At 40.3% G+C, this 25,237-nt stretch carries 21 protein-coding genes; 10 read left to right on the forward strand and 11 right to left on the reverse strand.

Annotation, left to right across the window (positions count from 1 at the left end):
* From QNI15_RS17520 to QNI15_RS17535, 4 genes are all read left to right on the forward strand, one after another.
* A complete protein-coding gene (locus tag QNI15_RS17520; RefSeq protein ID WP_314032784.1) occupies window positions 1-630 on the forward strand; it encodes a response regulator transcription factor in 630 nt (209 codons plus the stop codon).
* Between the two features lie 39 nt (window positions 631-669).
* Complete coding sequence (locus QNI15_RS17525; protein WP_314032785.1) at window positions 670-1,221, forward strand: Crp/Fnr family transcriptional regulator; 552 nt, start codon at window positions 670-672, stop codon at window positions 1,219-1,221.
* A gap of 74 nt (window positions 1,222-1,295) precedes the next feature.
* Window positions 1,296-1,910 carry an NAD(P)H-dependent oxidoreductase gene (locus tag QNI15_RS17530; RefSeq protein ID WP_314032786.1) on the forward strand — a complete coding sequence of 205 codons (615 nt, stop codon included), beginning with the start codon at window positions 1,296-1,298 and terminating at the stop codon, window positions 1,908-1,910.
* A gap of 197 nt (window positions 1,911-2,107) precedes the next feature.
* Window positions 2,108-2,806 carry a hypothetical protein gene (locus QNI15_RS17535; RefSeq protein ID WP_313995927.1) on the forward strand — a complete coding sequence of 233 codons (699 nt, stop codon included), beginning with the start codon at window positions 2,108-2,110 and terminating at the stop codon, window positions 2,804-2,806.
* Between the two features lie 184 nt (window positions 2,807-2,990).
* Here the strand turns inward: QNI15_RS17535 and QNI15_RS17540 are convergent, their stop codons facing one another.
* Window positions 2,991-5,282 (reverse strand): GAF domain-containing protein, encoded by a 2,292-nt coding sequence (locus QNI15_RS17540; protein ID WP_314032788.1) that lies wholly within the window; start codon window positions 5,280-5,282, stop codon window positions 2,991-2,993.
* 314 nt (window positions 5,283-5,596) lie between these two features.
* Between QNI15_RS17540 and QNI15_RS17545 the strand changes: the two genes are divergently transcribed.
* Window positions 5,597-6,139: a hypothetical protein gene (locus QNI15_RS17545; RefSeq protein ID WP_313995933.1), complete on the forward strand. Its 543-nt coding sequence runs from the start codon at window positions 5,597-5,599 to the stop codon at window positions 6,137-6,139.
* A 95-nt stretch (window positions 6,140-6,234) separates the two neighbouring features.
* Here the strand turns inward: QNI15_RS17545 and QNI15_RS17550 are convergent, their stop codons facing one another.
* Both QNI15_RS17550 and QNI15_RS17555 read right to left on the reverse strand, forming a co-directional pair.
* On the reverse strand, window positions 6,235-6,759 hold the full coding sequence (locus tag QNI15_RS17550; protein WP_313977567.1) for a 5' nucleotidase, NT5C type: 525 nt from the start codon (window positions 6,757-6,759) through the stop codon (window positions 6,235-6,237).
* A gap of 107 nt (window positions 6,760-6,866) precedes the next feature.
* A complete protein-coding gene (locus tag QNI15_RS17555; protein ID WP_313995936.1) occupies window positions 6,867-8,921 on the reverse strand; it encodes a KUP/HAK/KT family potassium transporter in 2,055 nt (684 codons plus the stop codon).
* Between the two features lie 421 nt (window positions 8,922-9,342).
* Here QNI15_RS17555 and QNI15_RS17560 point away from each other — a divergent pair, with 421 nt between their 5' ends.
* The gene (locus QNI15_RS17560; RefSeq protein ID WP_313977563.1) at window positions 9,343-10,320 is read left to right on the forward strand and encodes an ROK family protein; all 978 of its coding nucleotides are present in this window, start codon (window positions 9,343-9,345) and stop codon (window positions 10,318-10,320) included.
* A gap of 441 nt (window positions 10,321-10,761) precedes the next feature.
* On the opposite strand, the gene QNI15_RS17565 is transcribed toward QNI15_RS17560, so the two are convergent.
* Entirely contained in the window at window positions 10,762-12,630 is a 1,869-nt protein-coding gene (locus QNI15_RS17565) for a gamma-glutamyltransferase family protein (protein WP_314032790.1), read from the reverse strand.
* A 260-nt stretch (window positions 12,631-12,890) separates the two neighbouring features.
* Between QNI15_RS17565 and QNI15_RS17570 the strand changes: the two genes are divergently transcribed.
* The gene (locus QNI15_RS17570; RefSeq protein WP_314032792.1) at window positions 12,891-13,895 is read left to right on the forward strand and encodes a zinc-binding dehydrogenase; all 1,005 of its coding nucleotides are present in this window, start codon (window positions 12,891-12,893) and stop codon (window positions 13,893-13,895) included.
* Between the two features lie 167 nt (window positions 13,896-14,062).
* A complete protein-coding gene (locus QNI15_RS17575; RefSeq protein ID WP_313995945.1) occupies window positions 14,063-15,454 on the forward strand; it encodes a Gfo/Idh/MocA family protein in 1,392 nt (463 codons plus the stop codon).
* Here QNI15_RS17575 and QNI15_RS17580 read toward each other — a convergent pair.
* Window positions 15,432-16,103 (reverse strand): hypothetical protein, encoded by a 672-nt coding sequence (locus QNI15_RS17580; protein WP_313995948.1) that lies wholly within the window; start codon window positions 16,101-16,103, stop codon window positions 15,432-15,434. The two genes, QNI15_RS17575 and QNI15_RS17580, sit on opposite strands and share 23 nt — an antisense overlap.
* Before the next feature lie 548 nt (window positions 16,104-16,651).
* Between QNI15_RS17580 and QNI15_RS17585 the strand changes: the two genes are divergently transcribed.
* Entirely contained in the window at window positions 16,652-16,855 is a 204-nt protein-coding gene (locus tag QNI15_RS17585; RefSeq protein ID WP_313977554.1) for a hypothetical protein, read from the forward strand.
* 129 nt (window positions 16,856-16,984) lie between these two features.
* Here the strand turns inward: QNI15_RS17585 and QNI15_RS39085 are convergent, their stop codons facing one another.
* A complete protein-coding gene (locus QNI15_RS39085) occupies window positions 16,985-17,242 on the reverse strand; it encodes a DUF7710 domain-containing protein (RefSeq protein ID WP_449359051.1) in 258 nt (85 codons plus the stop codon).
* 313 nt (window positions 17,243-17,555) lie between these two features.
* Between QNI15_RS39085 and QNI15_RS17590 the strand changes: the two genes are divergently transcribed.
* Window positions 17,556-18,620 carry an endonuclease/exonuclease/phosphatase family protein gene (locus QNI15_RS17590; RefSeq protein ID WP_314032794.1) on the forward strand — a complete coding sequence of 355 codons (1,065 nt, stop codon included), beginning with the start codon at window positions 17,556-17,558 and terminating at the stop codon, window positions 18,618-18,620.
* Window positions 18,621-18,730: 110 nt separating this feature from the next.
* Here the strand turns inward: QNI15_RS17590 and QNI15_RS38975 are convergent, their stop codons facing one another.
* The 5 genes from QNI15_RS38975 to QNI15_RS17610 all read right to left on the reverse strand — a co-directional run bounded on the left by QNI15_RS38975 (window position 18,731) and on the right by QNI15_RS17610 (window position 25,154).
* Entirely contained in the window at window positions 18,731-18,886 is a 156-nt protein-coding gene (locus QNI15_RS38975; protein ID WP_390902203.1) for an RHS repeat-associated core domain-containing protein, read from the reverse strand.
* Window positions 18,887-18,910: 24 nt separating this feature from the next.
* Window positions 18,911-19,630: a hypothetical protein gene (locus QNI15_RS17595; protein ID WP_313995958.1), complete on the reverse strand. Its 720-nt coding sequence runs from the start codon at window positions 19,628-19,630 to the stop codon at window positions 18,911-18,913.
* Window positions 19,621-20,247 (reverse strand): RHS repeat-associated core domain-containing protein, encoded by a 627-nt coding sequence (locus tag QNI15_RS17600; protein WP_314032796.1) that lies wholly within the window; start codon window positions 20,245-20,247, stop codon window positions 19,621-19,623. The genes QNI15_RS17595 and QNI15_RS17600 overlap by 10 nt, the downstream gene beginning before the upstream one ends.
* Before the next feature lie 282 nt (window positions 20,248-20,529).
* Complete coding sequence (locus QNI15_RS17605) at window positions 20,530-20,997, reverse strand: hypothetical protein (protein WP_313995963.1); 468 nt, start codon at window positions 20,995-20,997, stop codon at window positions 20,530-20,532.
* A 17-nt stretch (window positions 20,998-21,014) separates the two neighbouring features.
* Window positions 21,015-25,154, reverse strand: a complete 4,140-nt coding sequence (locus QNI15_RS17610) for an RHS repeat-associated core domain-containing protein (RefSeq protein ID WP_313995964.1) — start codon at window positions 25,152-25,154, stop codon at window positions 21,015-21,017.
* Window positions 25,155-25,237 lie beyond the last annotated feature (83 nt).

Consider the following 25,237-nt stretch of genomic DNA (forward strand, 5'->3'; position numbering starts at 1 on the left):
ATGAGTGTGATATCCGTTATCATTGTGGATGATCATCCTATTGTAGTGGAAGGGTTACGTTCACTGTTACAGCACAAGCCGGAAATTACAATTCTGAATAGTTTTATCAATGGAAAAGATGTTCTTCCTTATCTGAGTGAACATCCTGCTGATGTAGTGTTGCTGGATATTAACCTGCCTGATATCAGTGGAATCGAATTGTGTCGCCAGATTAAGCAAACCTATCCGCAAACGAAAGTCCTGGCATTGAGCAATCACAGTGAGCATAGTATGATTGCCCAAATGTTACAGAGTGGCGCGAGTGGCTATCTATTGAAAAATGCACCGGCAGATGAACTGCTCAAAGCCATTGAAGAGGTAACTGTTAAAACGGTTTTCCTTAGTTCGGAAGTGCAGAAGGTATTGCTGGATGCCTATTCCAATACCCAGGATACTATACCGGTACTTACTAGGCGTGAACTGGAAATACTCAAATGGCTGGCTGATGGGCACACAACCAATGCTATCGCTGATAAGTTGTTTATTAGCCCTCTTACGGTTGAAACACATCGTCGCAATCTGATGCAGAAGTTTGAAGTAAACAATGTGGCTGCTCTTATCAAAAAGGCTGTGGATTGTAAAATTTTGTAGTGGGTATCCAGTATCTTTGGTTACTCACTTGTAATGTAAATGCTGCAAACACCTCACAATCTTTCGGATATAAAAATAGACTGGGAAAATCATCGGCACCTGTATGAAGAGATAGCAGTACCAGCAAAGACTACTTTGCTGAATGAAGGTGATATATCCCGTAAAGCATACTATATCAAACAGGGATGCATACGACTTTGGTTTAACAATCATGGAAAAGATATTACTTTTCAATTCTTCTTTGAGAACGAAGGTGTTTCATCTTTTGAAAGTTTCCGGTCCGGCCAGCCTAGTCTGTTTAGTATGGAAACGATTGAGCCCTGCACACTGTTGATGATTACAAAAAACAACATGGAGGAGATTTTCGCCAGTGTGCCAGGCTATAAAGAATATGTGCAGGAACATATGTTTCAGAGGGTGGCACACTATTCAAAGTTGTTTCTGTCCCGCATCAAAGACAGTCCCAAGGAACGATACCTGGAATTATTGCGGACTCAACCCCACCTTATACAACGGGTACCCCAACACTACATTGCCTCCTACTTGGGTATTACTTCTGTTTCTTTAAGTCGTATCCGCAACCGGATCTAGAAAAGTCATTTATTAACAATTGTTATCGTCTAAAGGATAGCAGGCATACGACATTTGTGCCAAAAAGAAGCACTATGAAAGTCGTTATTGTTTTTAATCATCCTTATGAAGGAAGCTACTGTAATGCTATCTTACAATCTGTAGTAACAGGACTTCACAGAGCCGGCCATGCAACAGACCTGATCCATCTGGATAAAGAGGAGTTTGATCCTGTGATGCGGGCCAAAGATCTGGAAGCATTTGTCAAAGCAAAGTACAACAGCGAGGATTCTCAGACATTGCTGGACCCTAAAGTACTTGAATACAGAGATCGTTTACAGGAGGCCGATCATCTGATTTTTATTTTCCCTATCTGGTGGGAGTTAATGCCTGCCATGACCAAAGGATTCATTGATAAGGTAATTTTTCCGGGTATTGCCTACCATTATGAAAACAATGGTAAAAAGATGGTAAAAGAATTTCTTCGCCTAAAAGGCATTACACTGATTACCACTATGAATACTCCTTCGTTTCTATACCGTGTGCTGTTTGGCAATGCCATTCGCTATGCATTTTTTACAGGTACCTTCTGGAAATTAGGGTATAAAAACAGAAAGTGGATTAGCCTGGATATGGTTAAATTTGTCTCCGATCAGAAACGGAAAAAATGGCTGACAAAGCTGGAAAGCCACTTTGGGAGAATGAAGTGAAGTAGATGAATACAAGAAATATCTCGAATTTTTAAATAAAATAAGCTGTAAAGAGAGTTATGATGCCTTTAATCGTGTATGGATGTTGGGGTGCGACGCTCGCGTTGCGCATATTTTAATACTATTGGTTTATTGTTAAAATAGGGGACTAGATGTGCTGACTTTGACGACTTTATTTATATTTAAGTAACCTTAATATGAAATACATTATCTGGATAATTAGTATAGGCATGTTAGCTGTCTCCTGTTCATCCAAACAGAAAGAGAATAAAAGTATAACTTTTGATACCGTTCAAGGATATAAAAGTGTTGATACCAATCTATATGCAAAAATAGATAAACATAAATTAACAAAAGAAATACTAATAGACTCCTCTATAAGTGTGGAAGTATATAAGAATGACAATATAGATATAGAAGATATTGTTCTGATCAAATCCGTTTCTAAGCTAGAACATAAATTTCATCTCAGAAATGTAAAGGGAATTAAAACTCTTGACTCTGGTCAGCTTCATCTTGTTTATTTTAGTATTAATCCTATTTATACAAAAGAAGATTGGATGATATTAGTTTTTGAGAAAGGGGCAAAACTTTATAAGGTAATTACGGCACGCAAAGAAGATTATCTGACGGGGAGTTCATATGAATTAAGCTCTTTTCTTAACGTAAACAAAAACAAGCTTGAGGTTCTTTTTAAAGGAAAAGATGTAGGTGGAAAAATATTTAACTATAAAGAAATATTACCTATTCAAAGTATTTTATCTGTAAATACTTTGAATAGAGGTCTTACTACTTCCTATCACTTAGATAAAAACACTTTGCTGGAAATGAGAAATATAGACCTCATTACTAAAAAAGAACTTGTTTATGAAGATGGAATGATAAAGGAATTTTAAGTTTCCTTCAATTATGAATGGATGTGCAGGTGTCTATAACGTTCTTGTTCTTTGCTAAGGATGATAACGTAATTGAAAGTAAAACAGAGCCTGTCTTTTTAACAAAAGAGTCAGATCTGTTTTTGTAATATTTTAGATCAACTCAACTCATACCTGAATTTAGGATGACTCATATTTCGAAGATTTATATGTTATTCTCTTTCAATCGATTAATCCGCATAGATGCTTCTTCTTCTTTCATTGTAGACATAATCATCCAGTTTACGTCCAGGATTTCCAGTGGGGCATAGGCATTGAGCATTTTTTCGTGTTGGAGATTTGTTTCTATCTGAGTGCCCGTTTTTCCCTGTAGGGCTTGTGTGACAGAATCCAGTTTCATTTCTTCCAGCAAGATGCTGGTATTAGACTTCTGTATCTGTCGGATAAGCGTATCGTTGTAGCCAGCTTTCTTTAAGGACGCCAGGTGCTCAGCTTCGTTTTCAATCAGTTCCCGAGCTATGGAGCGTAACTTGTAATCACTTCCTACTATAAATGTTTCCCCACTGTCACCCAGTCCATCTTCCCTCCATTTATTATCGCCTGTCAAAATCTGGTTAATTTTGTTGATAGGCATTTGAAATACCAGAATACCTACTTTCTGATCATTATCATATACCGGACAAGCAATGAAAGAGGCAGGAGCTTTATAGGAGGGGTCATATGGTTCAAAATCGATCAGCTTTACAAAGTTTCGGTCTGTACTTTGAACTGCCTCTTTGACGACTGTGCCAAAATTAGTAGTATGATATAGTCCTGTGGTGAGGCTGGTGGCAAAGTCCACTTCTTTGAATACACTATAAAGCATATCACCAGTTTCCGGATCAATGAGGAAGATATCATAATAGCCGAACTTTTCCAGAAAGCTTCGCATGACTGGATGGTAATGTGCATGGATGCTACTGTATGTACTGCCATCGAGTGCCTTATTCAACAGCGATTTTTGTCCGGTAGGATGGGTATTATTGGAGATATAGTGATATTGTAGGATAAGAGCTGTTTTTTGATCGGGGAGATACTCATCTGCAAAGGCTTGCTGACTTGTGTTGTCGTTTAGTCGGGGAATGAATTCATCTATATAATACCCCTTTACACTTCGTTTCATTTGTTCCAGTTCTGCATCTGAAACTGTTTTCTGTATGTCGTAAAAGGCTGATTTAAATTCCTTTACAGCACTGATAAGCATCTTGTTTTCGGCAAATGTCTGAATTTGGCTCCGGATAATATTGAAATAGTATTCAATGTTTCGCTTTTTCGTAGAGGTAATAGACCTCAGTTGCTCAAATCTGGATTGATAGTTGAGCTCGTGTAGTTGTTGAAACAGTGAATTATATCGTCTGCTGATTTCTTCCTGAGTAGCCTGAAGTTCTTCCTGATTTTGACGTAGTTCCTCTTCCTGAGACCGCATACGTTCGGCCTGTTCCTGTGATTCTTTGAGGAGCACTTTGGTGTGCTGATTGATGCGAAATGCAATAACAGTATGGGCAATATTTTCTCCCAGCTTTTCTACAAAAGCAATTTCGTGTTTTTCAAATTCATAGAAGGAGGCCAGTTCTACAATACCTATGGTATCATTATTTACTTTCAGTGGAACCAGTAATATATTTCTGGGATTGGCATCTCCCAGACCGGAAGTGATACGTACAAAGTCTTCCGGAATTTCTTTCAGATAGAGTGTTTCCTTTTCCAGATAGGTTTGCCCTACCAGACCTTGCCCAACAGCAATTTCGTGAGTCAGGTGCTTGGTTCGTTTATAGGCATAACAGCCTGTCATCTCAAGAATCGGCTCCTGCGATTTCTCTGTATTAAGTAAAAACAGGGCTCCCTGAGTGGCATTCAGTGTTTGAACAAGATTCTTAACAATTTCATTGGAAAGATCTTTTATATTTTCATGCATGCGTAATATTTCAACAAATTTCGCCAACCCCTCTGTAGCCCAGTTGCGCTTCAGTTCCTCTATCTTCATACTTGCCAGATTGTCTCTCATTTTCAGTAAGCTATGGCCCAAAATGTCACTTTGTCCAACAGGAGTGAATACTGCATCACTATTTCCGTTACCAATGTTTTCTGTAAAGTGAGATGCCTGAGCCAGTTGATTAGCAATAGTATTTACAGCTATTTCAATATCTGCCAGTTCATTGTTGCCTTCAGGCTGTAATGTCTGGTTGAAATCACCTGCTGAGAGTGCTTGAATTGCCTTCTTTGTATTTGATAATCTGTTAGTTATCTTTTTGATGTAAAAAGCAGCAATGCCAATATAGAAAATGAGGCATAGAATGGACGTCAGCATTAGCCAGTTTCCATGTTCTGTTATGAGAGTACCTTCTTTATAAGAGATTAGTCCAAACCAGGTAAGCAATAGAAATGTAGGGAACAGTACTAATGCAAACCATAGTTGTGGAGAGAGTTTTAGATTACGGATAAATGAGTACAGGTTCATACATTTATAAAGACGAGTGCGTGATGAAGTCGTGGAATTAAATATAAATGATTTATAATCATTGGGTTAGTAGGGTAATAGGACCAGGAAGAACCATTCTTTAAATGGATGTAAGATTTTAGGAGCTCAATACTAAAACAGAGGAAATCACTACTAGCATATAGGACAGTAGTTTCTGTCTTTTAGGTACTTCATATTTTTTTTGGTTACCTGTTGCAATTGTTTACTAAAATTGTGTTTGGGCTTCCTTCTAAAAAAGTGTACTATTAACCTCGCATAGATATTGCATAGTACTCTTCAAAAACACTACTCAAATGATAAACAAACAAAATAACCTATACCGGATTTTTTTTCTCGTGTTAGCCATTGCTCTCTATGCCTGTATGCCTGCTACCAAATCAGAAAGTGATAACAATAGTGAATTATTACAGAAAGAGAATGAGCTATTAAAAAAAGAAAATGAAATATTAAAGAAAGAGAATGACTCCAAAGCATCTGCCAGTACTCAATCAGACAAGGCTAGCTTATCTTTTTTGACAGAGCTAAATGGCAAGTATCCTCATAATATAAAACTGCTGGATAATGAAGTGTTAAAACCCCGACTACAGAAATTATTGGGATCACAATATGATTATCTGGTAAGTATCTGGGAGGTAGAGACTCCTATTGAAATAGAAAATGGATTGTTATATACCAGTGCCATGCAGGCACATAGTGGTGGTGATCCGGGAGCTGTGCTGATGGCTGATGTGACAAAAAATGTATTATATGTAGCTATCCGTCAGGATGGGAATGCCAAAGTGTATTCGGAAGATGGTAGCGCTGCACCTCAACGTTTACAGGATTGGGCAAACTAAGTTGCCAGAGAGTTTGTAGAAATAGGATATTTCTAACTAAAATGCCCCAGCTCTATCTGTAAGCTGGGGCATTTCTATACTAAGGCTGCAAAGAATTATGACAAAAACATCTTCTCTGCTTCTTTCCAGTTATTTACTCGGGTATACTGATCCAAATGCATATTGTGACCAGCTGTAAACAGAATCGGTTTGCCTGGGAAACGAATCAGGTTTTTTTCATGGTCATCAATCAGGTAGTCTGTCTGAATCATGTATTTGTGCCCACAAAAAACAGTATGTGTCCAGCTAATAAACGGAAAGTGTTCATTTAACCATTCCAGCTTTTCTTTTAAGGAGTTAGGAAACTCTGTAGCGGCTGATACAATGAATATTTCATATTTTTCTGAAAGCTTTTTGATGACTTCCTGGCTGTCGGCGATTACTTTCATCCCACGAAAAAATCCTTCTTCAAAGAGCCACGCCCGTACGATCTCTGGTTGTACTCCCGCTACTTCTGCCCAGGTACGATTGTGTAAATCAACAGGAGCTATTGTTTTGCCGAGACGAAGCTGGGCATATTCAATAAACCGACCTGCTGCATCGGCAATTACGTCATCCATGTCAATGGCAATTCTTTTCATAAATTAAGCTAGATTTAAGAATGAAAAAAACCTCACCTGCTTGAGGATGAGGTTTTAAAAATATAATTGAACGTGTGAATCGTTTTGCCAAGGTACTTTTAATCCGTTTAGATTGCTTTGGCCGTTTTTTTCTTAAGTTCCTCTTCTTCAGGAGTTGCGCAGGCTTTGCCATTATTTCCTCCATTAATGAGTCTTCGGGTTACGCTACCATCCGGATTGTGATAGATTCGGGTCAGCAGTACATTCTCTGCCGGACGGATAACCAGCGGTACTTTTTCCAGTTTTACAGAACTGGTATCCAGACCAAACCATTTGTCATCACCTGGTGTAAACTCTTTGATGAAGAAGTATGCATTCATGATCAGACGTTCATTGAATGGTAGTTCGTTCTCAAAGGACAGGAAGCGTTCAAATACCACAAAACGGAAGTCGCCAATCACATGTTGCTTACTCAATGACTCATAACGGCTGGTGATATCTACTTCCCGGTTACGTACCATATCTTCAACTACCTTACGGAAAAACAGGTTAATCCGCTGTTCTACCCGGAAGCCTAAACGGAAAGTAATTTTGATCAGATCTTCTGGGGCTTTAATATCTACTGTATATTCCATTGTATACGGATCATCTGCTGTATCTACGTGAACGAACCAGTAGATGTCTGCCCGTTTAGGCCTTTTCTGGAATATCGAATAAATAATCGTTTGCTCTATTTCATTTTCAGTGCGGGCATTGGTCATAAACACCAGGTGAGTGGCATATTTAGGTACACTCTGGTCAATGCTTAGCATTTGCAGTGGTTCAATATATTCATCAACCCGGACAAACTGAGTCAGACGTTGTTTAATGCGGTTGGAGTTGATCCACACATACATCACTGTGAGTAACAGTCCGCTGATAATCAGTGAAACAAAACCCCCATGTCTGAATTTGCTTAGGTTGGCTATCAGAAAAGAACACTCAATGGAGAAATATACCAGAAATACCAGCCACACTACTAACTGAGGTACATGACGTGTATAAAGCCAGTAAGTAAGCAATACAGTAGTAGATATCATCGTAGCCGTAATGGCCAGACCATAGGCTGCTTCCATATTGGAAGATTCACGGAAATATAGTACAACCCCAACACAACCTAGCCATAATAGCCAGTTGATACTGGGAACATAAATCTGACCACGCTGATCGGTTGGGAATTTGATACGTACTTTGGGCCAGAAGCTAAGACGAATAGCTTCGTTTATCAGAGTAAATGAACCCGAAATCAATGCCTGACTGGCGATAATGGCAGCTAAAGTAGCAATACAAATACCTGGTAAAATAAACCAGTCTGGCATAATAGAGTAGAAAACACTCTTATCCAGAAACTTTCCTTCATGTGTAATCAACCAGGCTCCCTGGCCAAAATAGTTCAGTAACAGACAGGATTTTACAAATATCCAGCTTACCCGGATATTACCTCGTCCGCAGTGACCCAGATCAGAATACAGTGCTTCTGCACCTGTTGTACACAAGAATACTGCTCCCAGTAACCAGAATCCTCCCGGATATTTCACCAGCAAATCATATGCATAGTACGGATTTATCGCTGCCAGAATATGCCAGTCTTCAACCAGGTTTGCAACCCCCAGTATGGCCAGCATGCTAAACCAGAGTGTCATCAGTGGGCCAAAGGATCGTCCCACCAGTTGAGTTCCTAATGCCTGAAGCAGGAAGAGAAACGTGAGGATAATGATCACGATGGTGATGATCGTATTTGGCGTAATGTCGGGTTTGATCAGACGCAATCCTTCAATAGCTGAAGATACCGAGATTGGCGGAGTGATGATACCATCTGCCAATAGTGTACTGCCTCCAATGATAGCAGGTACTGTTAGCCAGCGCTTATAGCGACGCACCAGGGCATATAATGAGAAAATTCCTCCCTCGCCGTTGTTATCAGCCCGAAGGGTTAAAATCACGTATTTAATAGTCGTTTGGAGAGTAAGTGTCCAGAAAATACAGGACAGACTTCCGAATACAACGTGACTATCAATGGAATTTTTGCCGATGATAGCGTTAAAAACGTAGAGGGGAGAGGTTCCGATATCACCGTAAATGATACCTAGTGCGACTAATAAGCCTCCGGCAGTTACTTTATCGAAGTTATGTTTATTATCCATGTTTTAGGATGAAACAACCGCTGCTTGACTTCATGGATGGGAGAGAAGCAGATATGTAATTTTTGCAAAGTTACGACACTTTAATTGTAATCTACTAACTATTAACGTAGATTTTTTATGATGAATTGTGTTTATCTCATAATAAATACAATGTTTTATAGTGAGTGTGTTGTTTTTCTTATGTGGCCTCGAAGGAAGGACATTTTGTCTTAAAAAAATCTATCTTATAAAACCTTCTGTGCATAGGTATTTTCTTTTTATCTTCACGCCGTTTGTTACCCCTCATCTGTTGTGTACATGTATTACAGACTGGCAGATGGGATATGTTTTACCTAATATAAAGAGGAATATATATCCTGTCATGATCAGTATCTGCATGTATATGCAGTGTTAAAATACTAAACCTTATCGTTCATTTAATATGTCATTGAAAGAAGTTGCCCTTGGCGTGGATATTGGTGGCACCAATACCAAATTAGGATTTGTAGACCAGGATGGTGTTTGCCTGGCAGATATGTCTATTCCTACAGGAGAGGATGATGCAGATAAGTACTTGCCACGACTATACCGGGCTGTAGATAAGCTGATGTTACCCTTGCGGGATAAGATTAAAATTGTAGGTATTGGCATAGGTGTACCCAATGGAAACTATTACAAAGGAACAGTAGAGATGCCTACCAATCTCCAATGGAGCGATTATGTTCCGCTGGCGCAATGGATTGAAGACCATTATAAGTTACCATGCCGTCTTACCAATGATGCCAATGCTGCAGCACTGGGTGAAATGAAGTTTGGTGTAGCTAAAGGGATGAAAAACTTCGTGATGATTACCTTAGGAACAGGTTTAGGAAGTGGATTTGTGGTAGATGGCAAACTGGCCTACGGTCATGATGGTTTTGCCGGAGAACTGGGACACGTTGTGGTAAACCCTAACGGCCGGATGTGTGGATGTGGCAAAAAAGGATGTCTGGAAACGTATGTATCTGCTACTGGTATTCGCCGTACCGTATATAAACTATTGGCTGATCACACAGAGGAGAGCGAAATGCGTCGTATTAGCTTTGAAGATCTGGATGCCAGTATGATTACAGATTCTGCTACGCGTGGTGATAAGATTGCGATTGAAGCCTTTGAATATACAGGACGTATTCTGGGAATGAAACTTGCCGATGTGATGGCAATTCTGAGTCCGGAAGCATTTATCCTGTTTGGTGGACTGACTCGTGCACAGGATTACCTGTTTGAACCTACCCGTCGGTATATGGAACAGTTTATGATGCCTATCTTCCGGAACAAAGTAAAATTGCTGACTTCCGGTTTGACAGGAGCCAACACTGCTGTATTGGGTGCTGCAGCTCTGATCTGGCACGAACTGGAGAATATGCCTTTACAATCATAACACTTAATACATTCAATATAGTATCGAAGAGAGGGTTAGAATTATTCTGACCCTCTCTTTTGTTTTTACATGAGTCCATCCTGAATTTTGATGAAAAGAATTTGAAGAAAAATAAACTTGATCAGAACAAAGGAGTTACACAGAGAGTCTTGTAAACTTCAATCGTGGTTGGTAGTGCTGGTGTGTAGGGATAAAAATTCCGCGGGCCTAGCGTTAGCCCTGTGGGGCGAAGCTTTGGAATTTTTTGTCCTTTTTGGGGTACTTTTTTGGACAAGCAAAAAAGTACCATGCTGCAAGTTGAATAAAGATAGGGATCTGAGAAAACAAAGGAAGAGTGATTTGTCAAAAATTAATCAACACCTACGCTTTTGAAAAAAAGGATAGGTGTTGGACATATGACTCGCTTCCAATTTCTGGGATAGTTATGTATAATGCAAAAGATTACCAGCCTATTCCATAATCTTCTCCATGATTGCTTGATCCTCCCCAAAACGTACCATGCATCCAGTCAAACCAGATTGCATTGATAGGGCCGGAAGTTCTTTCCTGATACGAAAGGCTATAGCCCATACGAGTCAGATCTTTGCGAACCCATGTTGGCATGGCTGAGTTGAGTACAAGTCCTCCGGGAACTTTCTCATGAGCGCCAAAACTGCTATACATTTGTAATGTTTTGAAGCTGGACGCTTCACAGGCTTCCTGTACGGTCATATTAAACTCGACCATATTGAGGAAGAACTGTAGCAGTAACTGATCTTGTTCATCACCTGCTTGTTTGGCAAATGAAAGAAAAGGTTTGCCATCTTTGAGCGCCAGCGTAGGAGTAAGCGTAACACGTGGACGTTTACCTGGTTCTACTACATTGAACGGATTTTCTTTAGGATCTAAAACAAAGCTCTGCATACGCTGACTCAAACCAACTCCTGTATTTCCCGCAATACAAGCTGGTACCCAGCCACCACTGGGAGTAATGGATACAACCCAGCCTTCCTTGTCTGCTGCTTCTACTGAAGTGGTGCCTGCCTGGAAGCGTTCAAAGTATTTTTCATCCAGAACAGGATTACCAGGTGTATACAACTGACTTTGTAGATTGCCCCATTTTTGCAGTACATCTTTGTATGGATTTTGTTTGCCTTCAAACGGATATGGATCTCCAGGACCAATCTTAGGATCGTTCATGTCAAAGTTGATCAGCTTGCTGCGTTCTTTTGCATACTCTTTAGATAATAATCCTTTGATAGGTTCTTCCGGAGCAAATGCCGGATCACCATAATAGAAGTCCCGATCCGCAAACGCCAGGTTCATAGCCTGATAAAGCGTATGAATATAACGGGCTGAATTATATCCCATGCTTTTGATATCAAAGTTCTCAAGGATATTCAAGGTTTGCAGCATCGCTGGTCCTTGTGTCCATGGTTGAAGTTTATACACATCAATGCCCCGGTAAGATGTCATCGTTGGTTCTTCAATTTTTACTTTCCAGTTAGCCAGATCCTGTTCAGTGATTAATCCACCCTGTTCTTTGCAACCACGTGCAATTTCTTTGGCAATATCTCCTTTGTAAAAACGGTCATAAGCAGCATAAATCGCATCCTTTCTAGATTTTCCTTTTTTCAGTGCCTGTTGTTCTGTTTCAACCAGCTTCTTCAGCGTTTCCAACAGATCTTTTTGAACAAATACTTCCCCTGCATCCGGGGCCTCTCTTTTCTCACCCAGGTGAGGTAAAAAGACCTTTTTGGAATAAGGCCATTGTTTAATCATCTCTTTGTTCCGCTCAATTTGATTCGCTGTCTGTGCTTCGATGGGATATCCTTCGGCCATTTGCATAGCAGGAGCCAATACTTCTTTTAGGCTCATCGTGCCATATTCAGCCAGTATGGTCATTAATCCACCAGGAGTGCCAGGAGTTACCGCTGCCAGTGGACCGTATTCCGGAGGGTATTTCATTCCTTTGTTTTTGAAAAAATCAGACGTTGCACCTGTTGGAGCTACTCCCAAGGCATTGATGGCGATAACCTTTTTGGTCTTGGGATTATAAATCAATGCTTGCGTTTCACCTCCCCAACTCAATACATCCCACATAGTACAGGTAGCTGCAAGCATAGCACATGAGGCGTCTATGGCATTCCCGCCTTTGTTAAATATCATAGCGCCAGCAGTGGCAGCCAGAGGTTTACCAGTGACCGCCATCCAGTGCCGACCATGTAGAGGTGGTTTCTGTGTGATTACAGGAAGATTGTTAAATGACTGAGCCAGAATTATCTGAATACAACCCAGCAAATAACCCATGAGTAGTGTAAGTTTCTTCATAATGAAAATGTTTGGTCTGTCCCTTAAAGATAGAGTAAAACACAATTGGTTAAAGCAAATGAAGGTAAAAATGGTTAGATGAAAATACAACCAAGGGTTTACAAAAATGTGGAAAGGAATTTGATGTTTGGTGATTGATGCCTTTTAACTGGATACATCTTGCTTCTATCTTGTTGAGTAAGAGTGGATCATTTTTTATGGAACTAGGATGAAAGGGAAAAACTGCTACTTTTGATAGTATTCATCAACCTGATTCTTCTATGACTATGCAGGCATTGGTATTGGAACAATTGCATCAGCCTTTATTGCTAAAAGAGGTTGCTACCCCCGTTTTACAGGAAAATGAAGTTCTGATTCGGCTAAAAGCTGCTGCACTGAATCGGCGGGACTTCTGGATACAACAGGGACAATATGCTGCTATCCGGCTGCCAGCTATTCTGGGGTCTGATGGGGCTGGAATTGTGGCAGATATAGGGGCTACAGTAGATGCAGCATGGAAAGACAAAGAGGTAGTAATTAATCCGGGTTTGCATTGGGGGAAGAATCCGAAGGTGCAGTCGCGCGAATTCAGAGTCTTGGGTATGCCAGATTCAGGTACCTTTGCGCAGTATGTAAAAGTTCCTGTTACACATCTTGTACCTAAACCTGCACATCTAACCTGGCAGCAGGCTGCAGCCTTGCCACTGGCTGGAATTACTGCGTATCGGTCTTTATTTACCCGTGCAGAATTACAATCGTATGAAAAGATATTAATTACCGGAATAGGAGGAGGGGTAGCATTGCAATGTCTTCAATTTGCTGTAGCGACAGGGGCAGAAGTATATGTGACATCAGGGTCGGATGATAAACTACAGCAAGCTATACAAATGGGTGCAAAGGGTGGAGCGAATTACAAACAGGCAGATTGGGTTGCTTCCCTGAAGTCACAGGCAGGAGCCTTTGATGTGATTATAGATAGTGCTGCTGGAGATAGTGTGGCAAAACTTACCGAACTGGCTGCTGAAGGAGGGCGTATTGTTTTTTATGGCGGGACTAATGGAGTAATCAATGGAGTAGTGCCAGGCCGAATATTCTGGAAACAACTGAGCATTCTGGGTTCTACTATGGGAACAGAAGGGGAGTTTAACACTATGGTTGAGTTTGTCGAAAAGCACAAACTGGTACCTGTAGTCAGTAAAATATTTGCTTTTGCGGAGGTGAATGAGGCCCTCCAATATATGCAGGAGGCTGCACAGTTTGGTAAAATCGTGCTGGAGATCGAATAATGAAGATTTTTTTAAAGTTGGTTAGTACCCTTACAACCGTTTATACTAATTTGTGGTATTTTAGTATTGGCAAATAGGACTTTTTTGTATTTTCGCTAAAACAGATGTTGATAGAAAAACATCACTTTTAACCAATCTATTCTATTTGTTTCCCAAGCCACACATCCATGAAGAATTCAAGACGTAGTTTTTTGAAAAAACTGGGAGGAGCATCTGCTTTTATCTCTGCCGGGGCTTTTTCGTCTCAGGCAAAGGCAGAAGGAGATATCCGTATCTTACAATCCCGAACTAAAGTAACGGCCAATGACAAGATCCGTATTGGTCTTATCGGAGCCGGAATTATCGGCCATTATGATGTAGAAACTGCTATGAAAGTACCCGGCGTAGAATTGGTGGGTGTTTGTGATCTATACGATGGACGACTGGTGCGTGCCAGGGAAAAGTGGGGAAGTAAGCTATTTACAACCCGGGATTATCGGGAATTGCTCAATCGTAAAGACATTGATGCTGTGCTGGTATGTACTTCGGATCACTGGCATGACCGCATTTCTATTGATGCCATGAATGCTGGCAAACATGTGTATTGTGAAAAACCGATGGTACATCATGTAGAGGAAGGTCAGGCTGTGATTGATACACAAAAAAAGACAGGCAAAGTATTTCAGGTAGGCAGTCAGCGGGCTAGTGGAACTCCGATCCTGGAAGCAAAAAAATACTTTGAACAAGGCATCTTAGGCGAACTGACCTTTGTAGAGGCTGCTATTGATCGCACAGATGCCAAGGGGGCCTGGCAATATACTGTTCCTACAGATGCATCTCCCAAAACAGTGGACTGGGATCGTTATCTGGGCGATGCACCCAAAGTGCCCTTTGATGCAAACCGGTTTTTCCGCTGGCGGAATTACAAAGACTATGGCACGGGTGTAGCTGGAGACTTGTTTGTGCATCTTTTGACCAGTTTACATGTAATTACAAGCTCAAACGGACCCAATAAGGTATTTTCTCTGGGTGCATTGAATTACTGGAAAGACGGACGGGATGCTTATGATCTGGTGACAGCTATTATGCAATACCCTAAAGCTAAAACCCATCCTGCCTTTCAGTTTATTACACGGGTCAATCTGGCCTCTGGTACTGGTGGAATGCAATCTGTAAAACTGGTAGGAACAGAGGGGGTGATTGAGTTAGGGTGGAGTGGCTTTACCATCAAACATTTTAAACGCGCCAAGGCACCTGGCATCGGAGGATATGATTCTGTTGAAAGCTTTGCGAAAGCACAACAGGATGATGTCATGAAGGCCTATAATGCCATGTATAGTGAGGCTGACCGTGTTGGGCAGAAATTCGACGAGATTAAGTTTGTAGCTCCTCAAGGGTATGACGAAAGGTACGACCATATGGTCAACTTCTTTAATGGGATTCGTGAGAACAAACCCATTGTAGAAGATGCTTCCTTTGGTTTGCGTGCTGCTGGTCCTTCACTACTGGCTAATCTGAGTGCAGAACAGCAGAAAGCTATTGTTTGGGACCCTGAAGCTATGCGAATCGTTCAGGTCTGATTCTTTCCATAACTTCTTGTGAGACTTTACATTGTCCATTTCTATGGAGAGTGTAAAGTCTCTGTTGTACTAAGGCAACAAGTATTACTCTTTTTAGTAGCATATTGGAAGAAAGTGAGAGAGAAGCTGTTGTTTGAATCTGTTCTTTCACCTCTTCTGCCTCCTGATGCTTTGCAGAGTATAGAATGGATTGTTCTTCCTGTTGCTGTATTTTTATCAATTGCTGAAGAGTTTGTTGGGTTTGTTGGATGCGTACCTGTACTTCAGCTTGTTTGGTTTCTTTGAGAAGAAGTTTAGTGACATTGTCTTTACGCTTGCGTTTATACACCACACTCAGATGCCAGCGATTGGCATGCCAGCGTCCCTGAACCTTATCAATTTCTTTCTGTAATTTTTCCAGTTTCCGTTTTTGATATCTCTCTGGTACATCTTCCGTTTGGAACTGCATTTTCCGCTCTCGTAATTCAGTCAGATGTATATCTAGCAACTGTTGACGTGCCTGATATTTGGCTTCATCAACGGCAATTTTGGCAATACGCTTCTTCATCAGATAGATCTCCTTATCCAAACGGATTTCATAATCTACCAGATCGTAATATGCATAACGGTACTTGTCAATTGCTGCTTCAGTAGTAAGATAATTTGCCATAGCTATCAGAGGAATTAGAGTTGCAGTTATTAGCTGTAAATATAGGAAAAAAACACCTTGTTTTGATGTATTTATGGTAATTTGTAATTAATATAAATGTAGACATATTTTGAAAATATATATGTATTTACTATTAGAGAGGGATAAGTATATTTTTTATTGGATATTTTTTTGTAGATAAGTTGAGGTTATTTGTGATGTATTTTTAATAAACGTTTCCATGGCCTCACTGGTACTTTGATACAATACACGTAGTAACCTCTTTTTATCATCACAAATTCATTTAGTTGGATGATAATCCTAGCATCCTGATAGAATAACTTAGCTAACTTTAAATATCTTTTCTACTATTATAAAATCTCTAATGAAAGTGTGGTAAAATTTTCTTATTTTTGCATACACCTTTTGGTATAAAAACTACAGGTTAAGGGGCTTGAGATCAATAGGCTGGAATGTAAAGGAAGCAGACCTGTTTTCTATGAATACATGAAAGTATCCGTTTGATTTGTAATTGTACGAAACCACTAAAATTCTAAATAAGGCCATTTATGGAACAATGGAAATTGGAAGAAATCACCCTTTTGCAGAGCGATATCGCTCTATTTCTGCAGCAATTGGGGTTAGATCCTGCACGCATTAAAACAGTATCGGATTTTGCAGAACACCAGGGGGCTTGTTCGGAGGAGGAGATTAACTTTCTGAATGCACGTTTTCACCGCATTTCACAGTTACTGACTTCAGTACAACGATAGAAGACTTGATAGTATTATCGGTTTGGTCATACAAAAGCACAGAGAAATCTGTGCTTTTTCTTTGTGTAGTAATAATTTAGAAACTACTGTTTGTAACAGATTGTCTCTAATAGCTGCAATAAGAAGTTTTCATTCACCATCTTGATAATGATAATGTTCCAGATGTGCTGAAGAAAAGCTTTGAATAAACTTTGGAGTAGTTTGTTCGTCCTTTCTCCTGATTTCAAGGAAACCTTCCTCTAAAGCCCAGTCATACACCAATATATCTACCGGATATTTGGTCAATACACCCGAAAGTTTATATTTTCTGATATTCTTTTCAGCTTCCTCTTTGCTGGAGAAAACTCCCGACGGAAATGAAGTGTGTTGAGAAGTTCCGGAAAATATTCAGATTTCATTGAGTAGATTGTTCATAGATGAGCAAAATTAACTTTTCCTGAAAAATTGGTATTCTATCCCGCTACTATTTATTGTGAGATATCCTGTATCAAATGAGTAAATGTTTTTTCAGAAGTTTGTCAAAAGAAACAGAAGATGCAATTTTTTTTGCTCTCAAATCTGCTACAGCTATTATCTGCTTAACCCTGTATGGCATGAATCTTTTATGAGTTTTGTGTAATACTTATACTAATACCTGTACGAGTAACAACTGTTACAAAGAAAATTTTAACCGTATTGTTTATAGTCATCTTCTCATCCTATGCAAAACCTGTTATTGATCCTGGGATCTGTTCTGATTGTATTTTCCTGGATGCATCTGATTCGATATGAGGTTTGGTGGATTCGGGCTGCAGACTTTCCGCATCTGCAACTAGCTGTTCCTCTATTCCTTATCTTTGCCTCTTATCTTATATGGTTTGATATAGATTCTCCTAAGGAATATGTTTTTATCTCTGTAACAGCCATCACATTGATCTACCATTTATATCGCATACGGCCTTATACGCGTTTGCATTCACATCAGGTTCTGTCTAGTGAAAAAGAGCAAAAGTCAGGAGATGGATTGAAGCTGATGATATTTAATGTGTTCATGGATAATACAAGATGTGATGAATTTCTTCAACAAGTATATCAGTATAATCCTGACATTGTGCTGGCCGTAGAAACCAATCAGCATTGGATGAATAAGTTAAAACCTCTGGAAAAAATCTATGAGTATCGGGTGAGTTGTCCTCTTGAGAATACATATGGAATGCTATTCTATTCCAGATTTCCCATAAAACATAAAGAGATTAACTTTCTGGTACAGGATGATATACCCTCATTGTATGTTCAGCTGACATTGCCATCCAAACGGGTTATAGATCTCTATGGTGTACATCCAAGGCCACCTGCACCGGGTGAAAACAATCGCTCTACCGAACGGGATGTCGAATTAATCCAGGTGGGCAAACGAGCCAAGGTAGCTACTAACCCAGTAATTGTTGCAGGTGATTTAAATGATGTAGCCTGGTCACACACTACCCGGTTATTTCAGCGACTCAGTGGGTTATTAGACCCGCGGATTGGGCGAGGCTTCTTTAATACTTTCAATGCCAAGTACTGGCTGTTGCGCTGGCCGCTGGATCATGTGTTTGTTTCGCATCATTTCAAGTTGATAGATATAGAAAGGCTACCTAATTGTGGTTCGGATCACTTTCCAATGTTTGCCCATTTCTGCTATGAGCCTGATCCGGAAGCAAAAGAGAACAAACCACAGGCAGAAGCTTCTGATTATAAAGAAGCCAGCGAGAAAGAGCAACAACTGGAAGAGGAGAAAGCGTAACGTTTAGATAGGGTCTTTGCGGCTTTTCAAACTTTTTTCTACTCTTTGTGGCTGTGTACGATTCTGCATTGGAGCCGCAATGATTGTTTTGTCCAAAGCAAAAAATAACCTCATCTTTTAATTCGATTTGAGCTAATATATCTTCCATCTTCAGGCGAGTAGTATCTAAAATGGTTATAGTACAACCCTGTTTCCCTATCATGATACTGCCCCTGAAAACGAAACGGACATGAGTTTATATAAAAACAGATCGCATATTTGGCGATCTGTTTTTATATTTAGTAGTTTATTTAACCTTTTTGCTCAAGGAGTCGGATAGATTTACATTTAATCTGATAGTTATGTTCTTTCTCTGTTAGAACCAGATACTCATCTTCTCTTTCCAGACTAAATCCTTGGGTAGTTTCCCATAAAAATAAATCTACATTCATGTAAATGACATCGTCACATAACAGCTCTATACTTTCATAAATCGTAGGTAAATCTACAAAATAGGAAAGGTGGTTATCAATTCTCAAGTGAAGTAAAGGTGCTTTAGAGTTAAAAATCATTACTCTACTAATCTCTTTTTTTTGTAGAACTGACCTGATTAATTCTATATTCGTTCCTTCATAGGGTCTTTTAGGATCTTCCTCATACTTGTTTACACTCTTACTCTTAATCGTACTGAAGTCTAAATATAAACTTTTGATAAAGGAGCCACTATCAAGGTCTCTGAGTATAAATAAGTTCTCAGGTAAATTCCGTTTACCCAGTTTCCTAAAGCCCTCACTATATTCTAAAACCAGATTTGTATTAGTCCAGACATCTGCTCTACCTTTAAAATAATAACAATAATTAAAGTTGAGCATAAAAATAATATTAGCATCTAAATCCTCGATTGCAACTTCAACACTACTAGAGTGGTAAATTGAAATTTTGTCAATCTTGATATTTTTATAATTTAAAGACTGTAACAAGAAATTGACTTCAGAGATAATTTCTTCGTTTGTTATTTTTTTTACTGACATAGTTTAAAGAGTTTTTTAACTTCTGCTTTATCTACTACTTCAAAATCGAATTTGGCATTCTGTTTATAGAAGGTGGTTTTGGCAAATAATGAATCATCATGTAAAATTTTATTTAACTCAACATTGGTCACATTACCTCTTTTTAATTCACCATTAACAACCTCAAAGTCTAAACCTGCTGCTTTTACTTTATTAGGATCTAACCCTACTATACTAAAATGAATTTCATCTGCTTTTTTCACAACTTTGTCAAAATATTTGGCAAAAGTCTTTTCATTCATTTCACAAGGTGTAATTCCTTTTTGACGCCAATTATCATCTGAAATATATCCAAAATCATATTGTAATTCTTGATTGGTAGGTGAGATTCCTAAAGCAGTCTTATAAAGTCCCCATACATCCAACCATTTATTAGGATCATGCACATAGGCATATAATCTTTTTCCCCCTAACAATCCAATCGGGTCTTGACTGACATACATTCCCTCTTGTGGCGAGTAATACCGGAATCTATTGTAATACAACCCTGTTTCCCTATCATGATACTGCCCCTGAAAACGAAACGGAGCAAAACCTGCATCGCCACTGCATTCTCTGACCTGTCCATAGGCACTCAACTCGATATCCCAAACCTTCTCGCCTGATGCATTGTATACCTCTTTGGGGCTAGGATAATCATTTTTAAGAGTTTACACAAAATTTATGAACAGCAAAAGCCTAATACCTGCTAGGCTTTTGCTGTTCATAAATTATCTGACAATTATTACGGAACTTATGAATTTGTTCCATTTGAGAACTACTATGCAACTATTGGATGTTGCATAGTAGTTCTCTGTACAGTTCTAATATTGTAATAGACGTATATCTATACATGTTACTACCAGAAGAATCAGTAGTTTTCAAGACCATTCTTTTGGTTCGATCTGTATTATTGATGGATCCTTTAAGTTTATCTTGTATAATAAATTATAGGAAGACTGAGCATATAGTTCATTGTTGACAACACTGATTTGGTAAAAAGGATTAGAGTTTAAGAAAAAAAGTGACCATTTAAAATCATTGTTTGTATCTACGCAAACAATAAATCCTTGATTTCCCATAGAGCCTTCTCCACCCATAATAGTATCACCTGTTTCTGTTTGCCATTTATTCGTAAAAATATCGATCTGTGTCCATAAGTCTTTATTGTATTTCTCTAAGCTATTAACAGTTGTATCACAAAATGGAATACAAAAATTCAATTGTTTTTCATTTTCATCTCTTACATAACAACTAAATAAAACTACACTTCCATCTTTGTTTACAAGGCAATCAAGCCCTCCTACTATTTCTTGTTCATTCCAATGTTGTATTATACTCTTGTCCATTATTTCTGATTTTATGATTAATTACAAACTATGGGTTTTGTTTTTGTCCCTGTTGGAGGCAGTTGTACTTTAGGAATCTCTTTACTTGGGCTGGAATATAACTTTTTCGCTAGATTTTTTCCATATGTGCCTCCACCTGGCATTGCATCTTCAGCCTTAACTTTAATTATTGGAACTTCTTTCAATCCTGCATTTTGAGCAGCCAATAATCTTCTGTTGTCTAGTGAAACAAGCTCACCATTTACTTCTACTACTCTTAATGCACTTGGAGTTGGATGGTTATCTGGAAATTTATTCCAATCCCATGTGCCATCTTTCATCGCTTTTTCATAGGTTAATGTTTGTCCCTTTACATAAGCTTGAGAGAAATTAAGCATGTTAGGATCAACCATTTCTGCTAAACCTAAAACATCTAGCCAAGTATTAGGATCGTGTACATAGGCATAAAAGTGTCTTCCCCCTAACAATCCAATCGGGTCCTGACTGACATACATTCCTTCTTGTGGCGAGTAATACCGGAATCGGTTGTAATACAACCCTGTTTCCCTATCATGGTACTGCCCCTGAAAACGGAAAGGAACAAAATCAACATCGCCACTGCACTCTCTGACCTGACCATAGGCACTCAACTCGATATCCCAAACCTTCTCGCCTGATGCATTGTATACCTCTTTGGGCGTGCCAAGATAGTCATTGATAATCGAATACCGAATATCTCCCTCTAATTTTGCCGCTGGCTTAAAGGTGCCTTCCTCAAAAATCCAGCTAATCAGCTTTTCGACAGGTTCCGTTCTGTCTTTGCTGATCTGACCCCATTCATCGACTACCGTTCTGGGTCGGTGGGCTATCTCATACGTCCACTCATGCAGTGGTGTGTTACCGTCCCATACCCAGCGGGTAATCTGTCCTTCAAAGATTTTGGCTGTTCTTCTTCCCAATGCATCGTACTCAAACCGGACCGTTTTGCGGTCAGGACGGATGACTTCTTTGAGCATCCCATTGCCCTGCCAGTGATAGTGCCAGCATTGGCCCTCTTTTTCTGTCTTCTTTATGAGAAAACCTTCTTCATCGTATTCATAGCGTGCGCCATTACGCTGCTTCAATTGTCCACCTTTGTCATAGCTTCGGTCACTATGATCTTTCTGAGAGAACATATTACCTACCTCATCGCGGAAAAAGTGCTCTGCATCAAATCCTTTGCCCAGCGCCGAAACCAGATTGCCAAATCCATCATAGTCAAATGAATGGACGGCCCCTGTGAGCATACACTGAATTGTTTTCAGTGTATCATTCACACTCCAGTGATAACGTTTGTGCCGATGCAGCCGCTGGCTTTTGTGTGAGGCTGAGTGTGAGTCTGGGCCAATCCCTCCTGAAGTATATACCCGGTGTTGCAGTGGTCTTCCGGCTGCATCATAGTCCCAGCTGCTATACAGATTTCCATTCAGAATTCGTTCTACTTCCTGTCCCAGTCCATTGTAGGCAAACTGTGCCTGCCAGGATGGGGAATCTCCCTGACTGGCGTGAAGTTCCTTTACCTGTCCCAGATCATCCCACGCCAGATCAATCTTTGCTCCCAGGTTGCTGCTTACTCCGATACGATACCCCAGGGCGTTATAGGCACTTTTTACCTGATAGCCATCCTGTATTTCTTTGAGTACCCGTCCGAGTACATCCCGTTCAAGGTGCAGTTCACTGGTTTCGTTACGGGCTGAAATCAGCTCCCCATTTTTATTATATCCATAGATTTCCCAGCTTCCATCGCTATACTCACTCCGTACTACCCGACCTGCTGCATCATATTCATAGTCAGTCCATCGTCCCCCCGGACGATCTACCCGAAGTACACGTCCTGCTGCAGACCGCTCATAGCGTCGCAACAGGCCATCGAAGCCCTCCTCTGAAATTATCGCTCCATCTTTGTTTCGCCCAAAGCGATAACGTTCTCCCTTTTCATTGCGAATCGAGAGAAGTTCTTCCTGTTTGTTGTAATCAAAATGGATGCGGGTTCCATTCTGCTCCCGCATTTTTAATTGCCCCATAGGCGTATAGGCAAAACGCACATGGTGGCGATGATCAAAGGCCTCTATTACTTCCTGGTAGGCATTGTAGCGCAGATGTACCTGATTGCCATCGGGAAGCTGCACGTCGGTAATGCGTCCCAGAGTATCATAACTGAATAGCTGTAGTTGTCCGTTACGGGAACTTTCCCGGCAGCGACCCAGCCTGTCATAATGCCAGCGATGAGAGGAACCATCCGGTAGCTGCACCTGGATCAGATTGTACTGTTGATCATATAACAGGCGAATTTTCTTGCCATCTGCCTGTTCCACTGCCTCAATCAGGTTGTCAGCATTATAATGGTACAAGGTTACGGCTCCATCGGGCGCAATACGGCTCAGCAGTTTTTTATCTTCATAAACCTGAATCTGATGGGCTCCTTCAGGGGAAGTGACCATCTTTAATCGCCCCTGCTCATCATAGTTATATCGCCAGACGCTGTTATCGGGTTGGGTCACTGCCTCCATTCGTCCCTGCTCATCATAGTGATAGCCTGTACGATGTCCATCCGGATCAATTACCCGGTACAATTCACCCCATGCATCATATTCGTACAGTGTTTTTCCTCCCATGGGAGAAGTAATCTGAGTACACTTATAATCAGGTTGATAATCATAACGGGTTTGGTTGCCTTCTGAGTCTGTCACCAGATTGTAACCTGGCTGATAGGATACCCAGCCTTCCAGTACACCCTTGTCTCCCCAGGTATGAATACATCTCGCCTCAGGCAGGCTATGTTCATAAGCCCAGTGAAACGAAACCCCGTTTCGGTCTGTCTTCCGGACCATCTGATGATTTTCGTAGTGAATGCGAGTGGTTTGCCCCAGCGCATCTGTGATCTCTACCAGATCTCCTTCCTCATTGTAAGCATAGTGGATCAGCAGTTGTTTTTCGCAATGTACATCTGTAATGCGTCCCTGTGTATCGGTATCTATATCGAGCAGACGATGGGCACTATCTTTAATTTGTACCAGGCGATTAGTACGATAGAAAAAGTGAATAGCATGACCTAATTCATTTTCTATACAGGTTAGCTGATAGTGTTTCTGGCTATATTCGGAAAGGGTAATACCACTAAAGGCATACTGTAGCAGATCAGTAGTAGCCTCAAAAGTATAACTCAGACGGCTGGCATGATCAAACAGAGTATAGAAGCTACCCTGATGTGAGTGAGCCTGATGAGTAAGCGTTAATTGTTCCGTGCGATTGAAATAACTTTCTCCCACAGACAGATGGTCAAATCCGGTAGCCCGGCCATCAGGTAACATGACTCCAATACCTTCTTCAAATACTTCCAGTTTCAGATCATAACACAGATGGGTGCCATGTCCCAGCCAACTACTTCGGGTACTGTCACTAAACCAGCTACGTTTCCAGATCAGGGGCAATGGTCCTGGTAGTTCAAAATCAGTTCCCCAGTAGCCCACACGTCCATTAATCAGATCAATGGGTTCAAACCCCCAATGACAAAATTTTTCACTAAGTCCGTTGGTGCACTTCATCTTTTTAAGGACAGACTTATTGAGTGCAGTCATGGCCTTTTTGAGTACTTTGCCTCCCACTTTCATCAATGCACCAAAGCCATAGCCCATCAGCAGGTTTTTAAGTGCACCGGCCAGATCGGGTACGTAAGGTCCGCCTACCATTACCGGAGGTCCGGAAGGAATAGGAATAGTCACACTGGTAGGAGCGAACAGGCTTGGTATGGGTTTGAATTTTTTGCCGGGCTGCATGCTGAGAGGAATACCTACATCATTACAGGTCATAAGCATATAGGTTGTAGGACTTAACCTGGAGCCATCGGCAAAGGTATTGACACTACCAAAAAAGTTTACACTTTCATCTGCAATCATGGGCATAAGTGCAAACGGTCCTGTACCCAAAGGAATGTGTTTGAGCATGAGTAGCTTACCACTTGTGTCACTGACACCTCTCTGCCGTCCGTTAATCAGGACAGTACCTCCTATAAAGGGCACATAATCCATTGGATCGATGACCAGTCCAATAAAAGGGTGCAGGGGATTAAAGGGGGGCAAGGTATTGAAATGCACGTCAATGCCTATAACCAGGGTGAAGTGCTGATTAGCTAATAACATATAGTTGAATGTCTTATGCGAATGGCTTTATAAACAGAAATAGAAAAAATGCTGACAATGCGGAAATGTATACCTGTAGTAAT

The organism is Xanthocytophaga flava (assembly GCF_030068545.1).
GTDB lineage: Bacteria > Bacteroidota > Bacteroidia > Cytophagales > 172606-1 > Xanthocytophaga > Xanthocytophaga flava.